Consider the following 22,202-nt stretch of genomic DNA (forward strand, 5'->3'; position numbering starts at 1 on the left):
TAAAACAGCAATAGAAATAGGGGGAATTTTATGGTAGAGCAAAAAAAAATATTGGGAGAGGAAAGGAGGTCTTTCATTTTACAGCTGCTAAAAGACAGTCCTGTCCCGTTGACAGGAAGTGAACTCGCCAATCGAACGAATGTTAGCAGACAGGTGATTGTCGGAGATATCACGCTTCTTAAAGCAAAAAATGAACCAATTATTGCAACCAGCCAAGGTTATATTTATTTAAATCAGAACGCCACCAATTATTCCTTTGAAAGAACCATTGCATGCAGACATTCACCTGAAGACACCGAAAAAGAACTATATTTGCTCGTTGATCATGGGGTATTAGTGAAGGATGTCAAAATTGAACACAAGGTTTACGGTGATTTGACTGCGTCGATTATGGTTTCAAATCGCCAAGAGGTGAAACAATTCATGGCAAACATACAAAAGACAGGTGCTTCTTTATTATCTGAGCTAACGGATGGAATCCACCTTCATACCATCTCAGCCTCAAGCATTCAAGTCTTAGATCACGCCGAAGCAGCCTTAAAAGCAGAAGGCTTTTTGATCGAATCCTAAAAGCTTCCGTGCCGAAATCGAACTTAAAAGGACCCGAAAAACGGGTCCTTTTTATGTTAGTCTAAATTCACTAAAACAGATGGATAGCTGCCTAATAAGGTGACACCACAGCCTAATGCTTCTATTTCTGCAATTGCTCCAGGTATTAACACCTCATCCAGTTTCATTTCCAAATCTATAATAAAAAAGTAATTGCCAATTCCTGTTTTCATCGGTCTCGATTCAATCTTTGATAAGTTTAATTTTCTCCAGGCAAACGCGGATAACACCTGATGAAGGGCCCCGGCTGGGTCCGAAGGGAGTGTTACCATCAGTGTCGTTTTATAATGGGATGAACCGCTAATCGACTGAAAATCGAGTTCTTTCTCGGAAAGAACGACAAAGCGGGTATGGTTATAATCAAAATCGTGTATATTTCTTTTAACAATGGATAATCCGTATTCCTGCGCAGCCAGTTCATTGGCAATCGCAGCAATTTTCAACTCTGGGTTTTCCATTACCATCAATGCCGCTGCTGCTGTTGACGACACACTTTCAAATGGAACACCCTTTAAATGGTTATGTAAATATTTATGGCACTGGGCAATAGCATGAGAATGGCTAAATACCTTACTGACATCCTGCCAATTTTCCTGATTATCCGGATGGACCATCAAATGCTGTTTGATTGGCAAGGTAATTTCACCAATAATTGGTATTTGAACAACCTGTGTTAAATAATCAAGAGTAATATTCACTGAGCCTTCTAAAGCATTTTCGATTGGAACCACTGCCAGTTCTACTTCTTTATCGACGATGGCATCCATACTTGCAGGAATTGTTTGATAGGGCTCAAGTTCAAATCCTTGAAAAACTTTTTTGACTGCTAATTCTGTGAATGTAGCTTTTGGTCCTAAGTATCCAACCTTCACTTTCCCCACTCCTTATTTTTTTGGCTGTGTTAAACTTGGCTGTTGATTTCCGCTCCAGGCGCTTCGCTTTCCGCGGGCGTTGCGGGGAGCCTCCTCGGCGCTTCTAGCGCCTGCGGGGTCTCCCCTGCCCCGCACTCCCGCAGGAGTCTTCGCGCCTTCCGCTCCAATCAACAGAGTGGAAAAATCAACAATACCCCTTCACACGGCCATTTCTAAAAAGAAAGCTGAGAGCCAGTGGTAGTTATTTCTACACACCTGTTCCCAGCACTTCTACCTTTTCTACAAATTCGAGTTTCCTTAGTTCTTTCAGCAACTCATCTATTTCCATCATAATGTTAGAAGTGTTTAATGAGAGTGTCACATTCGCCCTGCTTTGCAACGGAATCGTTTGGTGAAGGGTAACAACATTACAGCCTGAGTTTGCAACAACACCGAGCAATTTGGACAGCGTACCTGAGCGATCTTCCAAATGAAAGAAAAGCGAGATGATCTTTTCCTTTTTAATGGTTGAGAAAGGAAAAACAGTATCTCTGTATTTATAAAAGGCACTTCTGCTTAAATCCGCTTTTTGCACTGCATCTGCAACTGATTCTGCTTTACCACGATCTAACATTTCTTTCACATCAAGCGTTTTTTTCATCGCTTCCGGCAAAACGTCTTCACGCACTAAGTAAAATTTTTTATCCATTTTTATCACTCTACCCTACTCTCTTCAGGACAGAAACCCTTCTTATTCAATAAACTCAAATTCGAACTCCATTAATTTCACAATATCCCCGTCTTTTGCTCCTCTTTCCCTCAAGGCTGCATCTACACCAAGACCACGAAGTTGACGTGCAAAACGACGAACCGATTCTTCTCTTGAGAAGTCTGTCATTTTAAAGAGTTTATCTGTTTTTTCACCAGAAACGACAAATGTACCATTCGGTTCTCTTGTAATTTTAAATGCTTCCGGTTCTGCCTCGTGCTTATAAAGAACACGATGCACACCCGTTGTTTCCTCTTCCTCATGCTCAAGTGGAAATTCTGGTGTTTCCTCAATCTTATCTGCAACAGCATATATTAATTCGCGAAGACCTTTTCTGGTTACCGCTGAAATCGGGAAGATAGGATATTCCTCTTCAAGCTGCTCCTTAAACTTTTTCAAGTTCTCTTCTGCTTCAGGCATATCCATCTTATTGGCGACAATGATTTGCGGGCGCTCGGTTAAACGTAAATTGTATTCACTTAATTCACGATTGATGGTCTGGTAGTCCTCATATGGGTCCCTGCCTTCCATCGCAGCCATATCTATAACATGAACAATAACCCTTGTCCGTTCAATATGACGTAAGAATTGATGACCTAAGCCCACGCCTTCACTTGCTCCCTCAATCAACCCCGGAAGGTCTGCCATAACAAAGCTTCTGCCATCTTCTGTTTCTACCATCCCAAGATTCGGAACAATGGTTGTAAAATGGTACTCGGCAATTTTTGGCCTTGCCGAAGATACAACTGATAATAGCGTTGATTTTCCAACACTCGGAAATCCAACTAGACCGACATCAGCAAGCAGCTTCAATTCAAGAATGACTTCACGCTCTTGACCTGGTTCTCCATTTTCCGAAAGCTCAGGTGCTGGGTTTGCAGGGGTAGCAAACCGTGAATTTCCGCGCCCGCCACGGCCGCCTTTGGCAATAATCGCCTGTTGACCATTCTCCACTAAATCAGCAAGGACTTCCTGCGTATTTGCATCAATGACAACGGTTCCTGGCGGTACCTTAACAATCATATCCTTTGCACCGGCACCGTGCTGGTTTTTGGACATGCCATGCTCACCACGTGGTGCTTTAAAATGACGTTGATACCGGAAATCCATTAAAGTGCGTAAGCCTTCATTTACTTCAAAAACAACATTCGCACCTTTCCCGCCATCTCCACCAGCTGGACCACCTTTTGGTATATATTTTTCTTTACGGAACGCGACCATACCATTACCGCCATCTCCGCCTTTTACATAAATCTTCGTTTGATCAACAAACATCTTATTCCTCCAGTCTGCATTTCGAGTCAATAAATGTCACGAAAAGTGTCTTAACTTTAACCTATTTTTTTTGAAAAGGTATAAAAACCTCTATTGCAAGTTCACTTTCTGAGAAGTCCTTAACCACTATATCGAGTAGACTATGGGGTCCTGCCAGGAATTCTTCAATTATTTCACTTTTTATTATTATCCCGCTAAAATCAAAAAAGAAACGAATTCCCTTTGATTGCTGGTCAATTGTTATCGATAAATGATTTTCTTGGAAAGCCTCAATTGCTTCATTTAAACATTTAAATAAAAGGGTTGTCCAATTGGTCAACAGTGCTTCATTCAATTGAAAAGATTCTGTATCTTGAAGCACCTCATATTCCAGTTTAAAGGAAGGATTCTCCCAATTTGATTTTAACAGCAGTGAGGCAAACAAAGGCATTTTCAAATTCGAGAGCTTTGACTCATGTTGGGCTTCTATAATAATTTCATCGATGACCGATTTAGCCCGGTCGATACGGTTTAAATCCAAGTTCCCTTTTATTAACTGAAGCCTATTTAACCAATCATGCCGAGAATGCCGAAGCACCTCAACAATATCCCATTCTTTCTCCATACGTACACTCCCACATTAAGTGTCGCAACACCAGTTTGCTGATAGTATATCAAAAAATTAACAATGAGTAAGCTTATTTTTGTGATGAAAGATAATTAGAGGCAAAAAGAAGCATCTACGAAGCGTTTCCCGAAGTATAATATGGAAGGAAAATTCGTTAGCAAAAAGAAAACTCTAACCAAACAGGTTAGAGTTTTCGGTAGTTAGCTTAAGCTTCTTGAGCTACTGGATAAACGCTCACTCTTTTGCGATCACGACCGACACGTTCAAATTTCACAACGCCGTCAACTTTTGCAAAAAGTGTATCGTCGCCTCCACGGCCAACGTTTTCACCTGGGTAAATCTTTGTACCGCGTTGACGGTAAAGGATTGAACCACCAGTTACGAATTGACCATCTGCACGCTTAGCGCCAAGACGCTTTGAGATAGAGTCACGTCCGTTTTTTGTAGAACCTACACCCTTTTTAGATGCAAACAACTGAAGATCTAATTTTAATAACATTTATTCCACCTCCTGCTTTTTGAAGGTAATCTTTATGTGCTTTCCGTACTCTTCTTCAATCGCCCGTAATGAAACGGCCATTCCTTCGAGAAGAAGCTGTACTTTCTCTTGCGTGTTTTCTGGAAGATTTTCCGGGATTACACAGCGGAGAAAACCAGGCTTATTTTCAAACTCTGGAGTCACACCTGTTAAGGCATGAACTGCATTGATTGTCCCAACAGATACTGCCGAAGCTCCTGCACAAACGATATCCTCGCCATGCTTAGCAAACTTGGCATGTCCGCTCATTGTAAACGAATGAATAATTCCGGACTCCGTACGATTAATCGTAATTTGAATCATCTATTATTCAACACCTTACGCGTTGATTTTTTCGATGACTACTTTAGTGTAAGGTTGACGATGACCTTGCTTCTTGTGGTAGTTTTTCTTCGCTTTGTACTTGAAAACAGTAATTTTCTTTTGACGACCTTGCTTTTCAATTTTAGCTGTAACCGTAGCACCTGCAACAACAGGGCTTCCTACTTTTACGTTTTCACCGCCAACGAAAAGAACTTTGTCAAAAGTAACTGTTTCACCAGCTTCTGCATTAAGTTTTTCAATGTAGATAGCTTGGCCTTCTTCGACTTTCACTTGTTTACCACCAGTTTCAATAATTGCGTACATGAACTGCACCTCCTTATAAACTCAGACTCGCCATATACAGGGGCTTATGCTTTCACACAAATCTTACTACCTGTTCTGTGCGGTTGTAGCACGGGTGCTACAAACATAACATTAAAATCCTAACATATTCTAGGCAAAAGTGTCAATAGAAATTTAGGAAGATCAGTTTCATTCCAATTCTTTTGGAGCGATCTCGTTCACATTGCCGAACTGCTTTAATACATAAAAATGGCGGTTAGATGGTTGAATCGAAAAGTACAGTTTAAAATGTAAGAACTCTTCTAATGATTCTCGATGGGCTTCATTAGGTCCTAGAAGCTGATCTTTCACTTCAGCGGTTGTTTCCACCAAGACAGCCTCAAATTCGGAATAGCGGTGCTCAAGTAACTCTCGCTCAAGCCTAAAGCCTAATGTTTCTGGACTGAGGATCCGGCCCGTCCCATCACAAACAGGACACTTCACCTCCAACGCCTCTGAAAGGGTGACCTTTGTTTTCTTTCGTGTCAGTTGAAGTATGCCTAACGGGGTAAAGCCCATAACTTTTGTTCTTTTTTGATCCTTAGTTAATTCCGATTCAATTAGATTGAGAATGACTTGCTTGTCCTTTTCACGTTTCATATCGATGAAATCGATGAGGACGATTCCGCCAATATCGCGCAGACGCAGTTGTCTTACTACTTCCTTCGCAGCCAATAGGTTCGTCTTTAATACTGTTTCCTGATAATCTGTCTTCCCGGAAAATTTACCAGTGTTTACATCAATGATGGTTAACGCTTCGGTTTCATCAAAAATCAGGTAGGCGCCATGATCAAGCCAGACAATGCGCTTCAGAGCTTTATCAATTTCATGCTCTATATTATGTACAGAAAAAATATTCTCTTTTCCATTGTAATAACTATGTTTAACCCGATCATTTTGCTCTTCGGTCAGCCTTTTTAGTGGTAAGTCATCGACGATAACTTCTCCATCCGTCATTCTATCCACTTGGTCCAAAATCATTTCAACGAAGCTATCTTTTTGAAAAAGTATCCCTGGCTTTTTTAGGGCGGCAGTTTTTTGCAGTAGTTGTTGATGCTGCTCGCGGAGGGACACTAATTCGGAATGGACTTCTTCTTCCGTACTTGATAGTGCTGACGTCCGGAAAATGATCCCTTCTTCTTCTGTCTTTAAGTGATTTCCGATTCGACGAAGACTCGCTTGTTGTCGTTCATCAGCAATTTTTTTTGAAACTGCTACATAACGGCCCTTTGGCATGTAAATCAGATTAGGGCCCGCGATTTCAATAATCCCCGTTACTCGGGCTCCTTTTGTACCGGTTGCATCCTTGTCAACCTGAACGAGCATTTTTTCACCCTGATGGACGAACGAGCTAACATTCTTTTGTTTATCAGTTGATAAGAGATACGAAGGAAGGACATCTCGGTGTAAATACGCATTTTTCTCTTCGCCAATATCAATAAACACCGCATTCATTCCAGGTAAAACTTTTGTCACAGTCCCAAAATAAATATTACCGACCAGCGATCGATGCTCTGGCCGGTCAAAGATGATATTTTCCACACGGTTGTTTTTCAGATAAGCAAATCGCTTTTCCCGTGAATTGTAATTAATAATTAATGTTTCCAAAAACGCAACCTCACTTTTTTTCTTTACATTATACCGTTAGTTAGTAAGAAAAGAGAAGGTCGCTGATTTTGTCTGTTAATCGTTTCTCGGTAAAATAGGCATGCAATAGCTCATTTTCATCTAACATACCTTTTTCCTTGCCATCGGCTTCAACAATGATTGGATGTTTGCAGCCGCGTTGAAACTTTTCTAGGACGTGAATGAGTAAATCCTCTTCATTGGCCTCAATTGGTTTCAAGGTTTGCAGACTTGATTTCTTCCCATAGTAGCGCTCTAATAAAAATCTCATAAAGATAAAGCGGCGCTGCTTCCATTCATGGTAGAGCGAAAAATAAAGGAAGGCGATGATGATCCATACATTGATATGGGTTGGGGCAGCTATAACGATCATCAGCGAAAAGATTGATAGGCTGACCAAAGAAAGGATGAGCGTTATACGATGGGCATTCGGAAAGGAACTCTTTAATGAAAGTAGTAAGAATACCAGTTTCCCCCCATCAAGCGGCCATACTGGAAAGAGATTGAATATAAAAATCATCAGATTATAGCTTAAGAATAGTTGGAAAAGGTCAACAGGCATCAGGTTAATGCTAACCAGTCCATAGGCTAAAGCCACCATCCACACATGCTGAAGCGGCCCTGCAAGTACGACAATGGTTTCTTCCTTTAACGGTCGGTTGCCATGCTCATCCATTTCGGCAACACCCCCAAATGGCAACAGGGTGATTTTTTTGACTCTCCAGGAAAAAAAAGAAGCCGCAGCCGCATGCCCCAATTCATGAATAAGAATAATTCCCAGCAATAAGCACACCTCAAGGAAATGAGCGGTTGCAACTGCAAGTGCAATGACAATCCATAACAATGGGTGAATAGTAATAAGACGTAGTAATTGTATGACTCTATTCAAAGCGAATCACCTGAATTGGGTCAATAAATTTATCGTCTTTTTTAATTGCAAAGTAATATTTACCTTTATCATCATCTGCGGATCCAGAGACCGTACCAACCACTGTTCGCTTTTCAACATATTCATATAATTTAACCTTGATTTCCTCTAAATTACCATACCATGTTTCCGTTTTATCAGCATGTTGAATGACGACCGTTTTCCCAAGACCGTCTTTTACACCTGCAAACATAACGAAGCCCTCATTAATCGTTTGTACGGACGCCCCTTTTCCTGTTTCAATCATAATGCCCTGCCCATTCTTTTCAAAGTTTTCAAGGATTTTCCCCATTGCTGGGACAGAAAACTGGGTGTCAGCGACCTCTTTTTTCCCTACTTTGTCTTTATCAGAAAAAGGTAGGAGTGCCAAAGGCTTTCCAAACTTGCTTTCGTACCAGTTTGATACTGTCGCGAACTTAAAATCCTTATCCATTGTTTTCATGACCACATCTCTTGCTGGATCAAAAGCAGTCGTATGATTCCGAAATAATATGGCAATCACTAAAAACAGGAGGATAGAAGACAATATTTTGAAAAAGAAGACTTCCTTCTTAAATAATGGATGCCCGTCATCTCCATTACTACTATCTCCTGGTGGGGTATACTGATTAAAGCCATATTTTTCATCATCACTAGGCCAAGCAAGCTGGGGGTCAAGACTTTTTACAGTTGTTCCTTTATCATTTTTTCGCTTGGCGATTCGTCGCCGAATTTCTTCCGGTGTAGACCGCGCCATTTCCATCCACCCTTTTCACACTAATTTGTACAAGTCTATGAAGGGGGATTGAAGAGTATGTCTTTAAAATAAAACAACCTGTCCACAAGTGAGTAGACAGGCTGGTAAAGATATATAAACCAGTGAACATAGGCTAGGTTCAGTGTCGCTTCCGCTTTTTTTACCGCACACCAAAGAACTTTTTAATTTTTGTAAAGACGCCCTTTTCAGTATTTTCAAGCGACTGTAGCGGAATCGATTCACCAAGAATTCTTCTCGCAATGTTTCGGTAAGCAATCGATGCTTTGTTATTAGGATTGAGGGCAATCGGTTCACCGTGGTTGGAAGCTTTAATAACCTCATCATCATCGGCAACAATGCCAATCAGTTCGATCGAAAGATGCTGAGTAACTTCATCAATCTCGAGCATATCTCCGTTCTTCACCATATGATTTCGGATCCTATTGATTACTAATTTTGGAGACTCCATGTTTGGTTGTTTTTCAAGCAGGCCAATAATGCGGTCAGCATCACGAACGGCAGAAGCCTCTGGCGTTGTCACAACAATCGCCTTATCAGCTCCAGCAATTGCATTTTGGAAACCTTGTTCAATACCTGCTGGACAATCAATAATGATATAATCGTAGTCTTGCTTTAATTCTATGATTAGTTCTTTCATTTGCTCTGGCTTTACAGCGGATTTATCAACAGTTTGTGCGGCTGGCAATAAATATAATAACCCTTCAAACCGCTTATCCTTAACTAGGGCTTGATGGACTTTACACCTTTTTTCGACGACATCGACAAGATCATAAATAATTCTATTTTCAAGTCCCATAACAACATCCAAGTTACGAAGACCGATATCTGTATCTACTAAACATACTTTTTTTCCTTGAAGGGCTAATGATGTGCCGATATTAGCAGAAGTTGTTGTTTTTCCCACACCACCCTTACCGGATGTAATTACGATTGCCTCTCCCACTTTAATGTCCCCCTTCTAATCTCGTTAAATTAGGTCTTAATTGGATTAAAACTTGTAATCTATCAACAATGATTTGACGGTTATCATCGATGTAAGCACATTCCATTTCCCGTTTTTCATTGTTATGTATGCTGTCAGGTGCACTATTTAAACAATCACTAATTCGAAGCTGAGATGGCTTCATACTAGATGCGGCAATGACTGAATCATCATTCCCATAGCAGCCAGCATGTGCAATACCCTTTAATGTTCCCATTATAAAGATGTTTCCACCTGCAATAACGGTTCCACCAGGATTAACATCGCCAATTAACAGCAAGTCACCAGGTACTTCGAGGACTTGTCCGGAACGAATAATTCTAGAAACAGTCATTACTTCCGTTTCAGCTATTAACTGCTCAGCTTCATCCTTTGTAATTACATTAGATTCAATATCATCAACCACAAAATTTTTCTTTTGGCGAATTAAGTCTTTAAGTTCTTCCCTCTGCGGTTCTGTTAAATAGCGGTTACCGATTTCCACTTTAACAGAAGTTAAATGACGCTCATCCTGCGTCCTTGAGTTTGCTGAAAGTTTATGGTCAAGTTCCCTTTTTAGTTCTTCGTAAGAACAGCTATCATCAAGATGAAGGACAAGACCTTCCTTCGTCCCTTTTATTGTAACATTTTGCCGTTTTTTCATGGAGATTTTTTCACCTCATAATAAGAAAGCAATTTCGAAACAAGCCATTCCTGTCTATTTCAAGAGGGATTGGAAATCCCTCTTGCTTATTCCGAATCAATAGTCATACTATCCTAATTAAATTTCGACATGATGCGTCCATTCTCCTCTTTTTTTGAAAAGGCTATTTTCGCATAGATTGTTGTTTTTCGTATAAGTTTATCAACCCGTATAACTATATGCTTCGTGGCACTTTCGTAAAAACTTTTGCGAAAATTGCCTAGAAACTTAAGTTATGACCCTTATAAAGCTCCAAAAGCAACAAAGTTTACGAAAAGAGCCTTTGAAAAAATCAATCAGCCCTTATTGCTTCTGAATGTTTTTCAAATAGCCACTTTAATGGATAGGCAGCAATAAGCGTAACCACTGCATTTAATATAAGGGTTGGGTAAAAACGCAAGTTCATAAAGCCGATAAAATCAAGGTCTGTAACATGGATTAAATAGTTCATTTCATAAACACCAATTTCTAATAATGAGATCCCGAGAAGAGCCGCAAGAAATGCTGTAATAATATTGGCTTGCAAAACCTGCAGTAGTTTATAAATAAGATAAGAGATAAATGGATAAAGAAATAAGTAAATGCCAATAATTTCGACATAAACAATGTCAAATAACAGTCCAAAAATGGCCGCAAAAATGATTCCATGTTTTTTTCCGACAAAAATCGTTAAAAACAAAAGGGCAATAAAAAGAAAGTGGGGAACGAATATTCGTTCAAACCCAAATACTTTTTCCGGTAAATACTCCACAAAAAGACTTTCTACAATAAAAAGTAAAAGAAATAAAAGAGGAAGAAGGAATTTTCTCACAAATCCTGCCCCTTCCCGTCTGTTGTTTCCATATTAACTGGCTTGGTCATTAATCTTTTTATGACAATGACATTTTCAATATCATAAAAGTCCGCCCCAGGCTGTACTAAAGCCGTTTGATTTAAGCCATACTGATCGGGTGTAACCTCAACCACTTTTCCAATCAGCAGTCCTTTTGGAAAAACACCACCTAGGCCAGAAGTAATAACTTTTTGACCTTTTTCAATTTTTTCTCCTGATGGAATGGCCTTAACTAATAGCAATTTTCGTTTGTCATCAAATCCCTGGACAAACCCGTAAACATCTTTTTTGCCCTGAATAACCGCTGAAATACGATTTTTAGGATCCATTGCACTTAACAGTTGTACGGTTGAACTAAATTGTGTTACATTTTTTACTTTTCCAATCAGGCCTGTTGCCGTAACGACCGCCATATTTTTTTCGATGCCGTTTAATTTGCCTTTGTCGATAATAATCATTTCATGCCAACGATCAGGGTTTCTGCCAATTACGGTAGCTGGTAATGGTTTGAAGTCTCTCAGGGTTCTTTTTTCACCGAGAATGTCACGTAATTCTACATTGTCTTGTTTAAGCTCTTGAACTTGAGCTTCAAGATTAACAAGATTTTCGACCCGCGATTTTAATTCCTTATTCTCATCGTATGTATTTTGCAAGTCCTGAAGATTTTCAAAAAAGCCTGTCACAAAATGGGTAGGCTTTGAAACCAGGGATTGAACCCAGCCGGTGGTATCTTTTAGAAATTGCTCCGGCCAGGATAGTTTGCTTCTCTCCCTTAAAGAAAACCCAATCAATGCCACGAGAACAATGATGCTGACAAGCAAAATAATCAGACGTTTATTCAGGAAGAACTGTGGCATGATTATACACCTCTATTTTTCTAGATAAAAAGTATAGTTTGTAAATTTCGATATTCGATACATGTGCTCATGGCACAAATGAATTTAACGAGAATCTCTTGATTTGTTTTTAAATAAATGAATATGATCCAACGCTTTACCAGTACCGATCGCAACGCAATCAAGCGGGTTCTCGGCAATTAGAACAGGCATTTTTGTTTCTTCACTAATAACCCTGTCCAGATTACGGAGTAATGCCCCCCCACCAGTTAGAACAATCCCGCGGTCCATAATGTCAGCGGCAAGTTCCGGTGGTGTTTTTTCCAAGGTATTCTTGACTGCTTCGACAATTGCAAAGACCGTATCTCTTAAAGCTCCGGCAATTTCTTTGGCGGTTATTTCAATCGTCTTTGGCAGACCTGTTAATAAATCCCGCCCGCGAATTTCCATATTGTCGACGCCTTCAGGGTCCCCTGCAGAGCCAATTTCCATTTTAATAGCTTCCGCGGTCCGGTCCCCGATCATCAAGTTATAGTTTTTTCTTATATAAGTAATAATGGAATCGTCCATTTCATCGCCAGCTACGCGAATAGATATGCTTGTAACAATTCCACCTAATGAAATGATGGCCACCTCAGTGGTTCCCCCGCCAATATCAACGACCATGCTGCCAGTTGGCTCCCACACAGGTAAATTGGCGCCAATTGCTGCAGCGAATGGCTCTTCAATCGTATACGCATCCTTTGCGCCTGCCTGTCTCGTTGCATCGATCACAGCCCTTTCCTCAACGGCCGTAATCCCTGAGGGAACACAAACCATGACATAAGGATTGCTAGCAAATACATTTTTACTTTTCTGGGCTTGACGAATATGGTACTTCATCATTGCCGCTGTTGTTTCAAAATCAGCGATAACTCCGTCCTTCATCGGTCTTAATGCGACAATATTCCCCGGTGTCCGCCCAATCATATTTTTCGCGTCGTTACCAACTGCGACTATGTTTTTTGTATCTGTTTGCATCGCCACAACCGAAGGCTCACGCAGGACAATTCCTTTTCCTTTTACATATACAAGGGTATTTGCAGTCCCCAAGTCAATCCCAAGATCTCTTGCTCTAATTCCAAACATAGTTTTGTATCTCCCTTTCTGAACCTTAATGCAAAAACTCTAATAGGTAATTAATCACTCTAATATCATGTCTTTTTTCTTAATATTTATCTAGTTAGTACTTAAGTAGTCCTAAAAAATCATAAGCATTATTATAACTCAACGTTAAATAAATTCATAGTTTATAAATACCCTTTTTCCTTAAGACTTACAAACTTATTCTCCCCGATAATCAAATGATCAAGTAAATCGATGCCAATGATCTTTCCGCATTCGACAAGCCGCTTGGTCACCTCAATGTCCTCACGGCTTGGAGCCGGATCCCCAGAAGGATGATTATGTGCCGCAATGATGGATGCCGCGGACCGCTTTAAAGCCTCGCGGAACACCTCTCTAGGGTGGACAATCGAGGCGTTTAAGCTTCCAATAAAAATGGTTTGTTTATGAATGACTTGGTTTTTGGTGTTTAAATACATACAAACAAAATGCTCTTGTGATAAAAAGCGCATATCATTCATTACATACTTTGCTCCGTCTTCCGGGGAGCGGATCACATATCGGTCCTTATAATCCAGGTTGGCAATCCTTCGGCCAATTTCGACAGCGGCAAGGATTTGAACAGCCTTGGCTGAACCAATCCCTTTGATCTCGGTCATTTCTTCTAAGGTAGCTGCTTTTAAAGTACGTAACCCTTCAAAATGGGTTAATAGCCGATTCGATAATTGCAGAACAGATTCGTCTTTTGTTCCAGTTCTCAGCAAAATAGCGACTAGTTCATGATTCGATAAACTTTGTGGCCCATGTTGAATAAAGCGTTCTCTCGGCCTTTCATCTTGAGGGAAATCACGGATCATTAATGTATTGGTGGACACTTTTTTTCCTCCCTTTTTTAAGGGAGTTAATGAACAAAAAAGTTTAATACGGCAACTGGTAGCCTGCCTTTTTCAATTCTCTTATCAATCGTGAAACAGGCAGTCCGACAACCGCAAAATAGTCTCCGTTTATTTTTTTGACAAGCATACTTCCGAGTTGTTGAATGCCATATGCACCTGCTTTATCAAGCGGTTCACCACTTTTTACATACGCCCGTATTGAGTCGTCCGTTAACTCCCAAAACCAAACTTCTGTTCTTTCATAAAACTTTGTCGTACCGGTTGGAGACACAATTGATACTCCTGTAAAAACTTCGTGATGCTTACCTGACAAGCTTTTTAACATAGCAAAAGCTTCTGCTTCGTCTGCGGGCTTCCCTAAGATTTGATTATTCGCTACAACAATTGTGTCCGAGCCAATCACAAAGGCGTCCTGATTTTCTTTAAAAACAGATTGTGCCTTACGATCGGCTAACTCCATCACAACTTCTTTAGGAGAGAGAGCTGGGTCAAAACTTTCATCAACTTCACTGCTTGAGATCGCGAATGTTAAACGGAGAGTTTCTAGAAGTTCTTTTCGCCGTGGAGAAGAAGAGGCTAAAATGAGGTTCTGCATTCGATCACCTGACCTTTTGGTACGTATTAGGGAGATACAATTCAATCGTATCAGAAATTGTAATAGCAAACAATTTTTATATAATTAAATTTTGATGGAATTTGTAAAATTATGCGGATTATTTCTGTTATGAGCAGAACAAAAAGGCCTATCAAGAATTCGATAGGCCTTATTTCCCGGAAAATATCGAGGACTGTCGATATTGATTAATTAGAAAAATATATCGACAGGAAGTTTAATAAATGCTGTTGTGCTTCCGTAAGATTTTTCTCTTCTTTTGACTCTTGATATGACTTTACTTTTTCATTCGCACTAACTAATTCTGCTTTTAGATCTTTTATCTTTTCATTTTTCACACTACCTTTTAATGTTGCATCAATATCGGACAGAACATTGCTCTCATCCTCAGAAAGGTCCTTGGTCACGAGTGCATTGGATGTAGTAAGAGATAACGTTTGATAAATAGTCGGGACTGTTTTTAAGAAAGTCTTTTCTTTATCCGTGAGATTAGAAAACTTTTTTTCCTCTAATAACAATGGCTTGGCAAATACATCTTTAACTCCATTTTCTTTATATTGGGCTCCTAATGCCTTCGCTTCTTCAATCGAATCTGCTACACCGAGAAATAAATAATACTTTCCATCCATTTCCACTGCTCGGGATGGCACGCTTTTTGATAGATTGGAAGAAATTTCTTTAGCACCAGCTTCTGATGAAAAGACCCCGCCTTGAATGACATAAGTCGTTAACTGCGATATGGCCGCAGAGGAAGTATTCTTGCCTTCCGACGTTTTCGTCTCCGTGCTGACAGGCTTTTCTGTGACCTCTATTGGTTCGGTCGTTACCGCCTTATTAGATGGGGGGGTTATCACTAACTTAAGCATAACCACTCCAATAGTTGTTCCAATCAGGATGGCGAAGGCTGCCGAAATTAAGATCGTGCCAAAAGGACGGCCATTTTTCTTTTTAGTGTTTGTTGAAAAGGTTGTTATTTTTGGAAGGACAGTTTTTTTGCTAGTTTGACTGGGGACAATTTTAAACTCCTCAATGTCATGATCAGAGGATTCAGGGATAATCCAGTCGAAACTTTCGTCAACCGACTCTTGTGCAGCCGCCGTCTCACTAAAAACATCCGATTCTGATTCTGTATTCTCCCTATTTATTTTTATCACTTTAGGGATGACGTCATTATTGGCTTCATCCTCTTTTTTTAGAGGAATTTCTTGATGGGGCGGGGTTTCTCCATTTAATTTTATCTTAATTGTATTGCCTTTATTAGGCTTGTCCACTAAACCGTACTCCTCTCTCTTCCGATGGGTCATTGATTTCATCCTATCATAAGAGAAAAAAAAAATAACAAGACTTTTGTCGTCTTGTTATCGTAGACTTTCGCCAAATTATTTACTAGTTTGCCATGATGTTAATTAGATCCTGTTGTATCGGAAAACTGGCTAAGTGGATTTTCTTTATTTGCTGGCTCTGGTGCATCTATTTCTGGAAGTTCAGCTTCTAGGTCTTGTAAGTCAGGCATGTAAAAAGCTGAAACAGTCAGACTGTAGCTTATTGGCTGTTCCTCTTGCGACAAACTAGTTATTTCTTGACCACCAGAATAAGTAATCGCGTCGACAACAACAATCCTTGGCAACGATTCAAGAGTTTCAATAAACTTTTCTAAATCCTTGTAAGTTGGGGATTCCACACTAAGCTGGACTGTTAACTTTTTTAATCCAGTTGGTGCAGCCGAGCCAGTTTGCTGATTTTCTGAGTTCGAATTTACAGTATTGGGATCAGCCGTTGTTTGACCAGCATTTGCATTTTCCGGATTCGTTTGATCATTGGTTGAAGCCGCATCCGCATCTTTACTAAAGCTCATGGCAGAAATTTTACTATTAGAAATGTTTTCTGCTTTTTCTAAATCTAATATGAGCTGTTCTTGAAGCGGCTGGACAGGGACTCTTTTCTGAAGCCCCCTTGTATCTTCAGTATTTCCTTCAGCAGTGCTAACCTTTTTTTGACTAACAACCTCTAATAGCTTTTGTTCGGACTCTAAGGATTTCGTCTTAATTCCTACTTCAGTATTCAATGGTGTTAGGATAAAAAATTGGGCATATGCAATGAGTAATATTAACAAAAGAGTGCTGGTTCCAATTATAAGTTTGTTTCTTAGGGAGAAATGAAGCTTCATGAACCCTTCACTCCTTCCTCATTTTGATCTTTGTCTTTGATATCTTTCTTAATGGCCTCTTTATTAAATTTAATTTCAAATTGTCCTGTATAACGAGGCACAATATTACTCGTAGAACTGTCTGAAGATGATATTGTGTTATTTTCTATATTTTGATTTACGGTGGTATTTGTTGTATTAGTAGAGGTATTCTGATTAGATGTTGAATCAGTCACCGCATTATTTTGATTTACAACGGTTGAATTAGCATCAGTGATCGTTTGATTCGCAGAACCTGTTGTTGTACTTGTTGTATTTTCTTGGCTATTTGAAGCTACTTCATTATTAGTAGCATTGCTTTCGGCTTTAGACTGCGCTGCAGATAAAGAACTCAGACTTGCTTCTTCCACCCATTTAGAGTGATTGAGGCTGTCTAAGAAGTATGCCGCTTCCCTTGCCGTGTCAAATTGAACCGACAGTGATACTGCTCCAGTTTCTGTGTAACCAAAAGAAAGAATAAAACCACGCTCTGGCAATAGAGAGGTAAGATGCTGCATTACTGGTACCGTTTGAATAGGATATTCGTTAGCCCATTGAATTGCGCTTTTTAATTGGTTAACAGAACCTGCTGAAGCGCCTGTTTCGCTAGTTTGATTTTCTTTTTCAACAATTTTTTGAGTACTCGAAATTTGTTGTTCTAATGAAGCTAATTCATTTTTTATTATTTGTGCTTTCCAAAAATAAAAACCACCTATTAGAACTGTCAGTACAAGTAAACTAGATAATGTAATAATGAAACTATATTTTTTTGGTTCCTTTTGCGGAAGCAGGTTAATATCTACTAACATTATTTCACCTCTTTTAAAGCAAGACCTAAAGATAGTAAAAAGTTAGCCGGTAAGCTTCCTGTTTTTCCATTCGATATTGCATCTAGAGATAACAAATCAACTGGAGCTTCAAATCTTTCTTTCATTTCATCTTTGATTGCTTGAAGCATTGGATGGTCACCAGTAAGCAGGAACCTAGATACATCCTGTTTTTCCTTGCTTAGTGAGTATCTATAAAAATCAAGTAATTTAAGTAATTCTTTAAAAATATCTTCAAACTGAAGGACCAAATCATTTGTATCACCAATAAATTTAATTTCCACCTTGCCTAAGTTGTCCCGTTTAATATCCCACTGTTCGGAGTTAAAGGGTAATGCGAATGGGCGCATAACAACAGGAACACTATCTTCAAATATACATAAGTTAACACTTGTTAAATCAAACTGAACAATAATAAGTTTTTCATTTTGATTTGCTTGACCAAGCTCATGAAATAGACGGTAGAGTGCAAGTGGTGAAATATCCGCTGCGATTGGATTTAATTTCAAACTAGTAAATAAGTTGGCATATTCCATTACATGCTGTTCTGGTGCCGCGAACAGGAGAAGGTCCTTTGTCTTCCCATTATTCGACAGTGGAAAAATGTCAAATATCGGTTCTTCAAAAGGTAAATGGATACTTGATCCTAGTTCCAAATACAGATAGCCCTTCATTTCATCTTCCAGGATTTCTGCTGGAACCGTTACTTTTCGGATGATGACTAGCTGATCTGGTACGATAAAGCGGACCGAACGTCGCTTAATCTTCCAATCATCAATACATTCATCTAAAATAATCGCTAGGGAATCAATATCCATAATTTTCCCATTACTAATAATTCCTGGTGGAAGCAGGCGTTCTCCCCATTTTTGTGCTCCTGGGGGGTTTGTTTGTTTCAATTCAAGAAAACGAATCGAATGGTCATTGACCACCAGGTTAACTATTCGGTTTTTGGATGTGAAGAGGGAAAAAGCCATATAAATAACCCCTTAATTAATTTCCGTTATTTAGAAAACGTAAGTAAAAGTCAATGATTTCTGTTCCCCAATAATAGGCGGTTAGTGTACCTGCAGCAATAAACGGTCCAAATGGAATGGGTTGCCGTCTTTTGACGATTTTAAAAAGTAAGGCTAATCCACCAATTACTGCACCGTATAATGTTGAGAGAAAGAAAGATAAGAGGACAAGCTTAAATCCAAGGACTAAGCCAAGCAGTGCGTAAAGTTTCACATCCCCGCCTCCCATTCCACCCTTGCTGACAACAGCAATAAGTAAAAGGAGGCTGAAACCTGTTACTGCACCAAGGATACTGTCCCACCATGGGCTAAGCGGCCAAAGTATACGCTCCAATAAAAAAATCCCTGCAAACCAAATGAGAATTTTATCAGGGATGAGCATATAGTGAATATCTGAAACAATGATAATCATAAACATCGAAATTAGTGAAAGTGCAACTAACAATTCACCAGACCACCCGATCACTAGTGGTGCAGTTGCAAACAGAATCCCTGTAAGTAGTTCAAAAGTCGGATAGATAGGAGAAATCCGCGACTGACAGCCGCGGCATTTTCCTCTTTGAATTATATATGAAACCACAGGGATGAGTTCGTGTGCTTTTAATTGGTGCCCGCATTTTGGGCATGCTGACCGTGGTGTTACGATTGATTTTTTTAATGGGACCCTTAGACCTACTACATTTAGAAAGGAACCAATTATGATACCATAAATAAACAATAAAAAGAGGATCATTTTTATTTAACATTATCTCTTGTTAAATTAGTAGCGCTTACTGCTACAGCACTATCTCCTTGAACACCTCTTGTAGCATTTACAAGTTTAACTTCAGAAACAGCGCCACTAACAACCTTTACATATGAACCTGTAGTTGGAGCAGCATTAAGTGCTTTGACTTCAGCAAGTGTATTGTTAGTACCTTTTGTATATCCATTTGATGTTTTATCAGGGTCAGTTACTGTATCAAGATATTTTGCGTCTTCTAAGTATTCCAAAGTTAAAAATTTATCGCCGGATTGCAAATCTGCATTATTAGCAATTGCCATCTTAGCAGCAGATACCATTTGTTGAGCATTAGCTACGTGTGCATCTTTTTTAGTATTATCAATTAACCCTAAAATTGATGGTACTGCAATGGCAGCAAGAATACCTAAAATAACAATAACTGCAAGTAATTCGATAAGGGTAAAACCCTTTTGATTTTTAAGCTTATTTTTTAAGATTTGACGCATTATTCCAGCTCCTTATGGTTCTATGAACCTAGTAATAATTACTCTTGTAGTATACAGTAATTGACAATGAAAAGAAAAGAAGATTTTATGGTATTTTGTCATATTCCGTCGGGAATTTCTTATTCTTTTTGCAATTATTGATTGTTCTGTTGAAACTGGTCGAACATAGTGAACATTGGGACCATAATTGCTGCTACAATCGTCCCAACCAATCCTGCCAAAAGAACAACCATGATTGGTTCAATTAACGATTTCAAGCGATCAGTACCTGTTTCTACTTCCTTCTCATAGAATTCAGCAATTTTCGAAAGCATCGCATCAAGTGCACCTGTTTCTTCACCAATCACAATCATTTGAGTGACCAAAGGCGGAAAGGCCCAATGGCTTTTCATCGGTTCTGTCATGGACCGTCCTTTTTCCAGTGAGTCGCGTGATTCTTGAATGACTTTCGCGATAACTTCATTTTCTACTACCTTTTCAACAATCGACATCGCTTGAAGTATCGGTACAGAACTAGTGAATAAAGAACTAAGCGTCCTCATCATCCGTGCAAGGGCTGCTTTTTGTAACAGGTTACCAAAGATAGGCATCCTGAGCAGAAAATAATCAAAATAGTATTTCGTTCTAATATTTTTATTAATAGTAATTATGGCAAATACAATTAAAAAAATAAATATAGCTACTAACCACCAAAATGATTGCATAAAATCACTTGCGGAAAGAACAATCCTTGTAATTGCAGGTAGTTGTCCACCTAAATCAGCAAACATCGTTACAAAAGTTGGCACGACAGCTACAAGTAGAAAGATGACAACGACGATCGCAATAATTCCAACGGCAGCAGGATAAGCTAAGGCAGAAACAATCTTTTGTCTTGTATAGTGCTGCTTTTCGAAATGATCGGCTAAGCGCTCGAGCGTCTCATCTAAACTCCCGCTGACTTCGCCTGCTCGAACCATATTAATGAACATCGGAGTAAAGATTTTCTTATGTTTCGAGACCGCCTCAGAGAGTGGATTACCCTCCCGTAATTCCTGTTCAACGTCTAACAATGCCTTCTTAAGTGCTTTACTATCTGTTTGTAATGCAAGAATGGCGGTTGCTTCGACAACCGTCACCCCTGCCCTGATTAACGTCGAAAATTGTCTTAAATAAATGACAAAATGCTGTATTTTAACTGGATTTCCTATTGATATATCCTTAGTCATTATGGTCTCAGGGACTTCAGTCATCCCAATGACTCGGATCCCTTCTTCCTTCAACTTGAGCATCGCTTCCCGCCTGGAGCCAGCATGAACAGTGCCCTGCTTTTTGCCTCTACGATCCCGGCCTTCATATTTATATCTAGCCATTCATCATCATCTTTTCGTGCAAATATTGGGTCGCTGATTCTTTTTGAATCAGTTTTCGATCAAGAAGGTCACGAATACTCATTTCAAGTGTATGCATTCCTTGGGCACGGGAAGTTTGCATTGTACTTTGAATTTGATGAACCTTTTCATTCCTTATTAAATTGGCTATCGCAGGATTATTTACCATAATCTCAGTTGCAGCTTTTCTTCCTTTTTTATCTGCTGTAGGAAATAATCGCTGAGAAATGACCCCAACGAGGACCGACGCTAACTGAACACGAATTTGAGGCTGTTGTGCCGATGGGAACACATCAATAATCCGATTAATGGTTGTCGGTGCACTCGAAGTATGCAGTGTACCTAATACAAGATGTCCTGTTTCAGCTGCAGTTATGGCAATTGACATCGTCTCTAAATCCCGCATTTCACCGACAAGAATAACATCTGGATCTTGCCGAAGTGCCGCCTTTAATCCACTTGCATAATTATTTGTATCAAAACCAACCTCACGTTGATCAATAATTGAGTTTCCATGGCGGTGAAGATACTCAATTGGATCCTCTAAAGTTATGATGTGCTTCCGCATTGTCCGGTTCATATAGTCAATCATCGAAGCAAGTGTTGTTGATTTCCCGCTGCCAGTTGGACCAGTAACAAGAATAAGTCCCTGGGGCTTTTCCACTAGTTGTGAGACAATCTCTGGCAAGTCTAACTCCTCTATGGATGGAACCTTTGATGACACTACCCTTAGGGCAATTGAGACACTTTTCCGCTGATGATAGGAATTGACACGAAAGCGTGAACTTCCCGCCACACCATATGAAAAGTCGAGCTCCCCTTTATCCTTAAAAACATCCCACATATTTTCAGGAATAATGGCTTTTGCCATTGCTTCCGTATCGGCTGGTAGTAAATTGTCTGTCCCGTACCTTTTAAGGTCCCCATTAATTCTCATAACAGGAGGAACACCGACTGTTAGATGTACATCCGAAGCTTTATATTCAATTGCAGCACGCAGTATTGCGTCGATTTTTTCTTTCAT

General features: G+C 39.6%; 26 protein-coding genes and 1 other annotated feature. Of the genes, 1 reads left to right on the forward strand and 25 read right to left on the reverse strand.

Translation table 11 applies throughout. From position 1 onward, the window contains the following. Positions 1 to 30: 30 nt before the first annotated feature. Positions 31 to 570: a transcription repressor NadR gene (locus tag ACJ004_RS18800; protein ID WP_410894674.1), complete on the forward strand. Its 540-nt coding sequence runs from the start codon at positions 31 to 33 to the stop codon at positions 568 to 570. A gap of 56 nt (positions 571 to 626) precedes the next feature. Here ACJ004_RS18800 and pheA read toward each other — a convergent pair whose 3' ends face one another. The 25 genes from pheA to ACJ004_RS18925 form a co-directional block, all read right to left on the reverse strand. Next, positions 627 to 1,481, reverse strand: coding sequence for a prephenate dehydratase (gene pheA, locus ACJ004_RS18805; protein WP_410894675.1), 855 nt, complete (start codon positions 1,479 to 1,481; stop codon positions 627 to 629). A 247-nt stretch (positions 1,482 to 1,728) separates the two neighbouring features. Continuing rightward, positions 1,729 to 2,169, reverse strand: a complete 441-nt coding sequence (locus tag ACJ004_RS18810) for an ACT domain-containing protein (RefSeq protein ID WP_410894676.1) — start codon at positions 2,167 to 2,169, stop codon at positions 1,729 to 1,731. 42 nt (positions 2,170 to 2,211) lie between these two features. After that, complete coding sequence (gene obgE, locus ACJ004_RS18815; protein ID WP_410894677.1) at positions 2,212 to 3,504, reverse strand: GTPase ObgE; 1,293 nt, start codon at positions 3,502 to 3,504, stop codon at positions 2,212 to 2,214. 61 nt (positions 3,505 to 3,565) lie between these two features. Beyond that, on the reverse strand, positions 3,566 to 4,108 hold the full coding sequence (locus tag ACJ004_RS18820) for a Spo0B C-terminal domain-containing protein (protein WP_410894678.1): 543 nt from the start codon (positions 4,106 to 4,108) through the stop codon (positions 3,566 to 3,568). Between the two features lie 208 nt (positions 4,109 to 4,316). After that, positions 4,317 to 4,610, reverse strand: coding sequence for a 50S ribosomal protein L27 (gene rpmA / locus ACJ004_RS18825; RefSeq protein WP_410894679.1), 294 nt, complete (start codon positions 4,608 to 4,610; stop codon positions 4,317 to 4,319). Then, positions 4,611 to 4,952, reverse strand: coding sequence for a ribosomal-processing cysteine protease Prp (locus ACJ004_RS18830; protein ID WP_410894680.1), 342 nt, complete (start codon positions 4,950 to 4,952; stop codon positions 4,611 to 4,613). A 15-nt stretch (positions 4,953 to 4,967) separates the two neighbouring features. Continuing rightward, positions 4,968 to 5,276 carry a 50S ribosomal protein L21 gene (gene rplU / locus ACJ004_RS18835; RefSeq protein ID WP_168245219.1) on the reverse strand — a complete coding sequence of 103 codons (309 nt, stop codon included), beginning with the start codon at positions 5,274 to 5,276 and terminating at the stop codon, positions 4,968 to 4,970. Between the two features lie 13 nt (positions 5,277 to 5,289). After that, positions 5,290 to 5,371: a sequence feature (ribosomal protein L21 leader region), on the reverse strand. Positions 5,372 to 5,444: 73 nt separating this feature from the next. After that, positions 5,445 to 6,902 carry an Rne/Rng family ribonuclease gene (locus tag ACJ004_RS18840; protein WP_410894681.1) on the reverse strand — a complete coding sequence of 486 codons (1,458 nt, stop codon included), beginning with the start codon at positions 6,900 to 6,902 and terminating at the stop codon, positions 5,445 to 5,447. A 40-nt stretch (positions 6,903 to 6,942) separates the two neighbouring features. Next, complete coding sequence (locus tag ACJ004_RS18845) at positions 6,943 to 7,809, reverse strand: M50 family metallopeptidase (protein ID WP_410894682.1); 867 nt, start codon at positions 7,807 to 7,809, stop codon at positions 6,943 to 6,945. Next, positions 7,802 to 8,584, reverse strand: coding sequence for a peptidoglycan DD-metalloendopeptidase family protein (locus ACJ004_RS18850; protein ID WP_410894683.1), 783 nt, complete (start codon positions 8,582 to 8,584; stop codon positions 7,802 to 7,804). The genes ACJ004_RS18845 and ACJ004_RS18850 overlap by 8 nt, the downstream gene beginning before the upstream one ends. A 160-nt stretch (positions 8,585 to 8,744) precedes the next feature. Continuing rightward, positions 8,745 to 9,548, reverse strand: a complete 804-nt coding sequence (minD, locus tag ACJ004_RS18855; RefSeq protein ID WP_410894684.1) for a septum site-determining protein MinD — start codon at positions 9,546 to 9,548, stop codon at positions 8,745 to 8,747. Between the two features lies 1 nt (position 9,549). Beyond that, positions 9,550 to 10,230 carry a septum site-determining protein MinC gene (minC, locus tag ACJ004_RS18860; protein WP_410894685.1) on the reverse strand — a complete coding sequence of 227 codons (681 nt, stop codon included), beginning with the start codon at positions 10,228 to 10,230 and terminating at the stop codon, positions 9,550 to 9,552. 331 nt (positions 10,231 to 10,561) lie between these two features. Beyond that, on the reverse strand, positions 10,562 to 11,080 hold the full coding sequence (gene mreD / locus ACJ004_RS18865) for a rod shape-determining protein MreD (protein WP_410894686.1): 519 nt from the start codon (positions 11,078 to 11,080) through the stop codon (positions 10,562 to 10,564). Further along, positions 11,077 to 11,958, reverse strand: coding sequence for a rod shape-determining protein MreC (mreC, locus tag ACJ004_RS18870; protein WP_410894687.1), 882 nt, complete (start codon positions 11,956 to 11,958; stop codon positions 11,077 to 11,079). The genes mreD and mreC overlap by 4 nt, the downstream gene beginning before the upstream one ends. Positions 11,959 to 12,042: 84 nt before the next feature. Then, complete coding sequence (locus ACJ004_RS18875) at positions 12,043 to 13,065, reverse strand: rod shape-determining protein (RefSeq protein ID WP_410894688.1); 1,023 nt, start codon at positions 13,063 to 13,065, stop codon at positions 12,043 to 12,045. Positions 13,066 to 13,226: 161 nt separating this feature from the next. Continuing rightward, positions 13,227 to 13,916 (reverse strand): RadC family protein, encoded by a 690-nt coding sequence (gene radC / locus ACJ004_RS18880; RefSeq protein ID WP_410894689.1) that lies wholly within the window; start codon positions 13,914 to 13,916, stop codon positions 13,227 to 13,229. Between the two features lie 43 nt (positions 13,917 to 13,959). Next, positions 13,960 to 14,532 (reverse strand): Maf family protein, encoded by a 573-nt coding sequence (locus ACJ004_RS18885; RefSeq protein ID WP_410894690.1) that lies wholly within the window; start codon positions 14,530 to 14,532, stop codon positions 13,960 to 13,962. Between the two features lie 206 nt (positions 14,533 to 14,738). Then, positions 14,739 to 15,854, reverse strand: coding sequence for an SPOR domain-containing protein (locus ACJ004_RS18890; protein ID WP_410894691.1), 1,116 nt, complete (start codon positions 15,852 to 15,854; stop codon positions 14,739 to 14,741). A gap of 98 nt (positions 15,855 to 15,952) precedes the next feature. After that, positions 15,953 to 16,717: a hypothetical protein gene (locus ACJ004_RS18895; protein WP_410894692.1), complete on the reverse strand. Its 765-nt coding sequence runs from the start codon at positions 16,715 to 16,717 to the stop codon at positions 15,953 to 15,955. Then, positions 16,714 to 17,544, reverse strand: a complete 831-nt coding sequence (locus tag ACJ004_RS18900) for a hypothetical protein (protein ID WP_410894693.1) — start codon at positions 17,542 to 17,544, stop codon at positions 16,714 to 16,716. The genes ACJ004_RS18895 and ACJ004_RS18900 overlap by 4 nt, the downstream gene beginning before the upstream one ends. After that, positions 17,544 to 18,539, reverse strand: a complete 996-nt coding sequence (gene pilM, locus ACJ004_RS18905) for a type IV pilus biogenesis protein PilM (RefSeq protein ID WP_410894694.1) — start codon at positions 18,537 to 18,539, stop codon at positions 17,544 to 17,546. The genes ACJ004_RS18900 and pilM overlap by 1 nt, the downstream gene beginning before the upstream one ends. Before the next feature lie 16 nt (positions 18,540 to 18,555). After that, positions 18,556 to 19,311: a prepilin peptidase gene (locus ACJ004_RS18910; RefSeq protein WP_410894695.1), complete on the reverse strand. Its 756-nt coding sequence runs from the start codon at positions 19,309 to 19,311 to the stop codon at positions 18,556 to 18,558. Between the two features lie 2 nt (positions 19,312 to 19,313). After that, a complete protein-coding gene (locus tag ACJ004_RS18915; protein ID WP_410894696.1) occupies positions 19,314 to 19,808 on the reverse strand; it encodes a type II secretion system protein in 495 nt (164 codons plus the stop codon). A gap of 134 nt (positions 19,809 to 19,942) precedes the next feature. Then, on the reverse strand, positions 19,943 to 21,160 hold the full coding sequence (locus tag ACJ004_RS18920; protein WP_410894697.1) for a type II secretion system F family protein: 1,218 nt from the start codon (positions 21,158 to 21,160) through the stop codon (positions 19,943 to 19,945). After that, complete coding sequence (locus tag ACJ004_RS18925) at positions 21,153 to 22,202, reverse strand: type IV pilus twitching motility protein PilT (RefSeq protein WP_410894698.1); 1,050 nt, start codon at positions 22,200 to 22,202, stop codon at positions 21,153 to 21,155. The genes ACJ004_RS18920 and ACJ004_RS18925 overlap by 8 nt, the downstream gene beginning before the upstream one ends.

The sequence above is a fragment of the Neobacillus sp. 204 genome (assembly GCF_046562815.1).
Classification (GTDB): domain Bacteria; phylum Bacillota; class Bacilli; order Bacillales; family Cytobacillaceae; genus Neobacillus.

What these genes read in the sequence shown, in the direction of transcription:
- ACJ004_RS18900 (WP_410894693.1), bottom strand. Translation starts at nt 17,544, where the DNA reads ATGTTAGTAGATATTAACCTGCTTCCGCAAAAGGAACCAAAAAAATAT.
- ACJ004_RS18830 (WP_410894680.1), bottom strand. Translation starts at nt 4,952, where the DNA reads ATGATTCAAATTACGATTAATCGTACGGAGTCCGGAATTATTCATTCG.
- ACJ004_RS18820 (WP_410894678.1), bottom strand. Translation starts at nt 4,108, where the DNA reads ATGGAGAAAGAATGGGATATTGTTGAGGTGCTTCGGCATTCTCGGCAT.
- ACJ004_RS18895 (WP_410894692.1), bottom strand. Translation starts at nt 16,717, where the DNA reads ATGAAGCTTCATTTCTCCCTAAGAAACAAACTTATAATTGGAACCAGC.
- mreC (WP_410894687.1), bottom strand. Translation starts at nt 11,958, where the DNA reads ATGCCACAGTTCTTCCTGAATAAACGTCTGATTATTTTGCTTGTCAGC.
- ACJ004_RS18915 (WP_410894696.1), bottom strand. Translation starts at nt 19,808, where the DNA reads ATGCGTCAAATCTTAAAAAATAAGCTTAAAAATCAAAAGGGTTTTACC.
- ACJ004_RS18800 (WP_410894674.1), top strand. Translation starts at nt 31, where the DNA reads ATGGTAGAGCAAAAAAAAATATTGGGAGAGGAAAGGAGGTCTTTCATT.
- pilM (WP_410894694.1), bottom strand. Translation starts at nt 18,539, where the DNA reads ATGGCTTTTTCCCTCTTCACATCCAAAAACCGAATAGTTAACCTGGTG.
- ACJ004_RS18875 (WP_410894688.1), bottom strand. Translation starts at nt 13,065, where the DNA reads ATGTTTGGAATTAGAGCAAGAGATCTTGGGATTGACTTGGGGACTGCA.
- ACJ004_RS18850 (WP_410894683.1), bottom strand. Translation starts at nt 8,584, where the DNA reads ATGGCGCGGTCTACACCGGAAGAAATTCGGCGACGAATCGCCAAGCGA.
- ACJ004_RS18910 (WP_410894695.1), bottom strand. Translation starts at nt 19,311, where the DNA reads ATGATCCTCTTTTTATTGTTTATTTATGGTATCATAATTGGTTCCTTT.
- minC (WP_410894685.1), bottom strand. Translation starts at nt 10,230, where the DNA reads ATGAAAAAACGGCAAAATGTTACAATAAAAGGGACGAAGGAAGGTCTT.
- obgE (WP_410894677.1), bottom strand. Translation starts at nt 3,504, where the DNA reads ATGTTTGTTGATCAAACGAAGATTTATGTAAAAGGCGGAGATGGCGGT.
- rplU (WP_168245219.1), bottom strand. Translation starts at nt 5,276, where the DNA reads ATGTACGCAATTATTGAAACTGGTGGTAAACAAGTGAAAGTCGAAGAA.
- ACJ004_RS18810 (WP_410894676.1), bottom strand. Translation starts at nt 2,169, where the DNA reads ATGGATAAAAAATTTTACTTAGTGCGTGAAGACGTTTTGCCGGAAGCG.
- rpmA (WP_410894679.1), bottom strand. Translation starts at nt 4,610, where the DNA reads ATGTTATTAAAATTAGATCTTCAGTTGTTTGCATCTAAAAAGGGTGTA.
- ACJ004_RS18885 (WP_410894690.1), bottom strand. Translation starts at nt 14,532, where the DNA reads ATGCAGAACCTCATTTTAGCCTCTTCTTCTCCACGGCGAAAAGAACTT.
- ACJ004_RS18890 (WP_410894691.1), bottom strand. Translation starts at nt 15,854, where the DNA reads ATGACCCATCGGAAGAGAGAGGAGTACGGTTTAGTGGACAAGCCTAAT.
- ACJ004_RS18925 (WP_410894698.1), bottom strand. Translation starts at nt 22,202, where the DNA reads ATGAAAGAAAAAATCGACGCAATACTGCGTGCTGCAATTGAATATAAA.
- ACJ004_RS18920 (WP_410894697.1), bottom strand. Translation starts at nt 21,160, where the DNA reads ATGGCTAGATATAAATATGAAGGCCGGGATCGTAGAGGCAAAAAGCAG.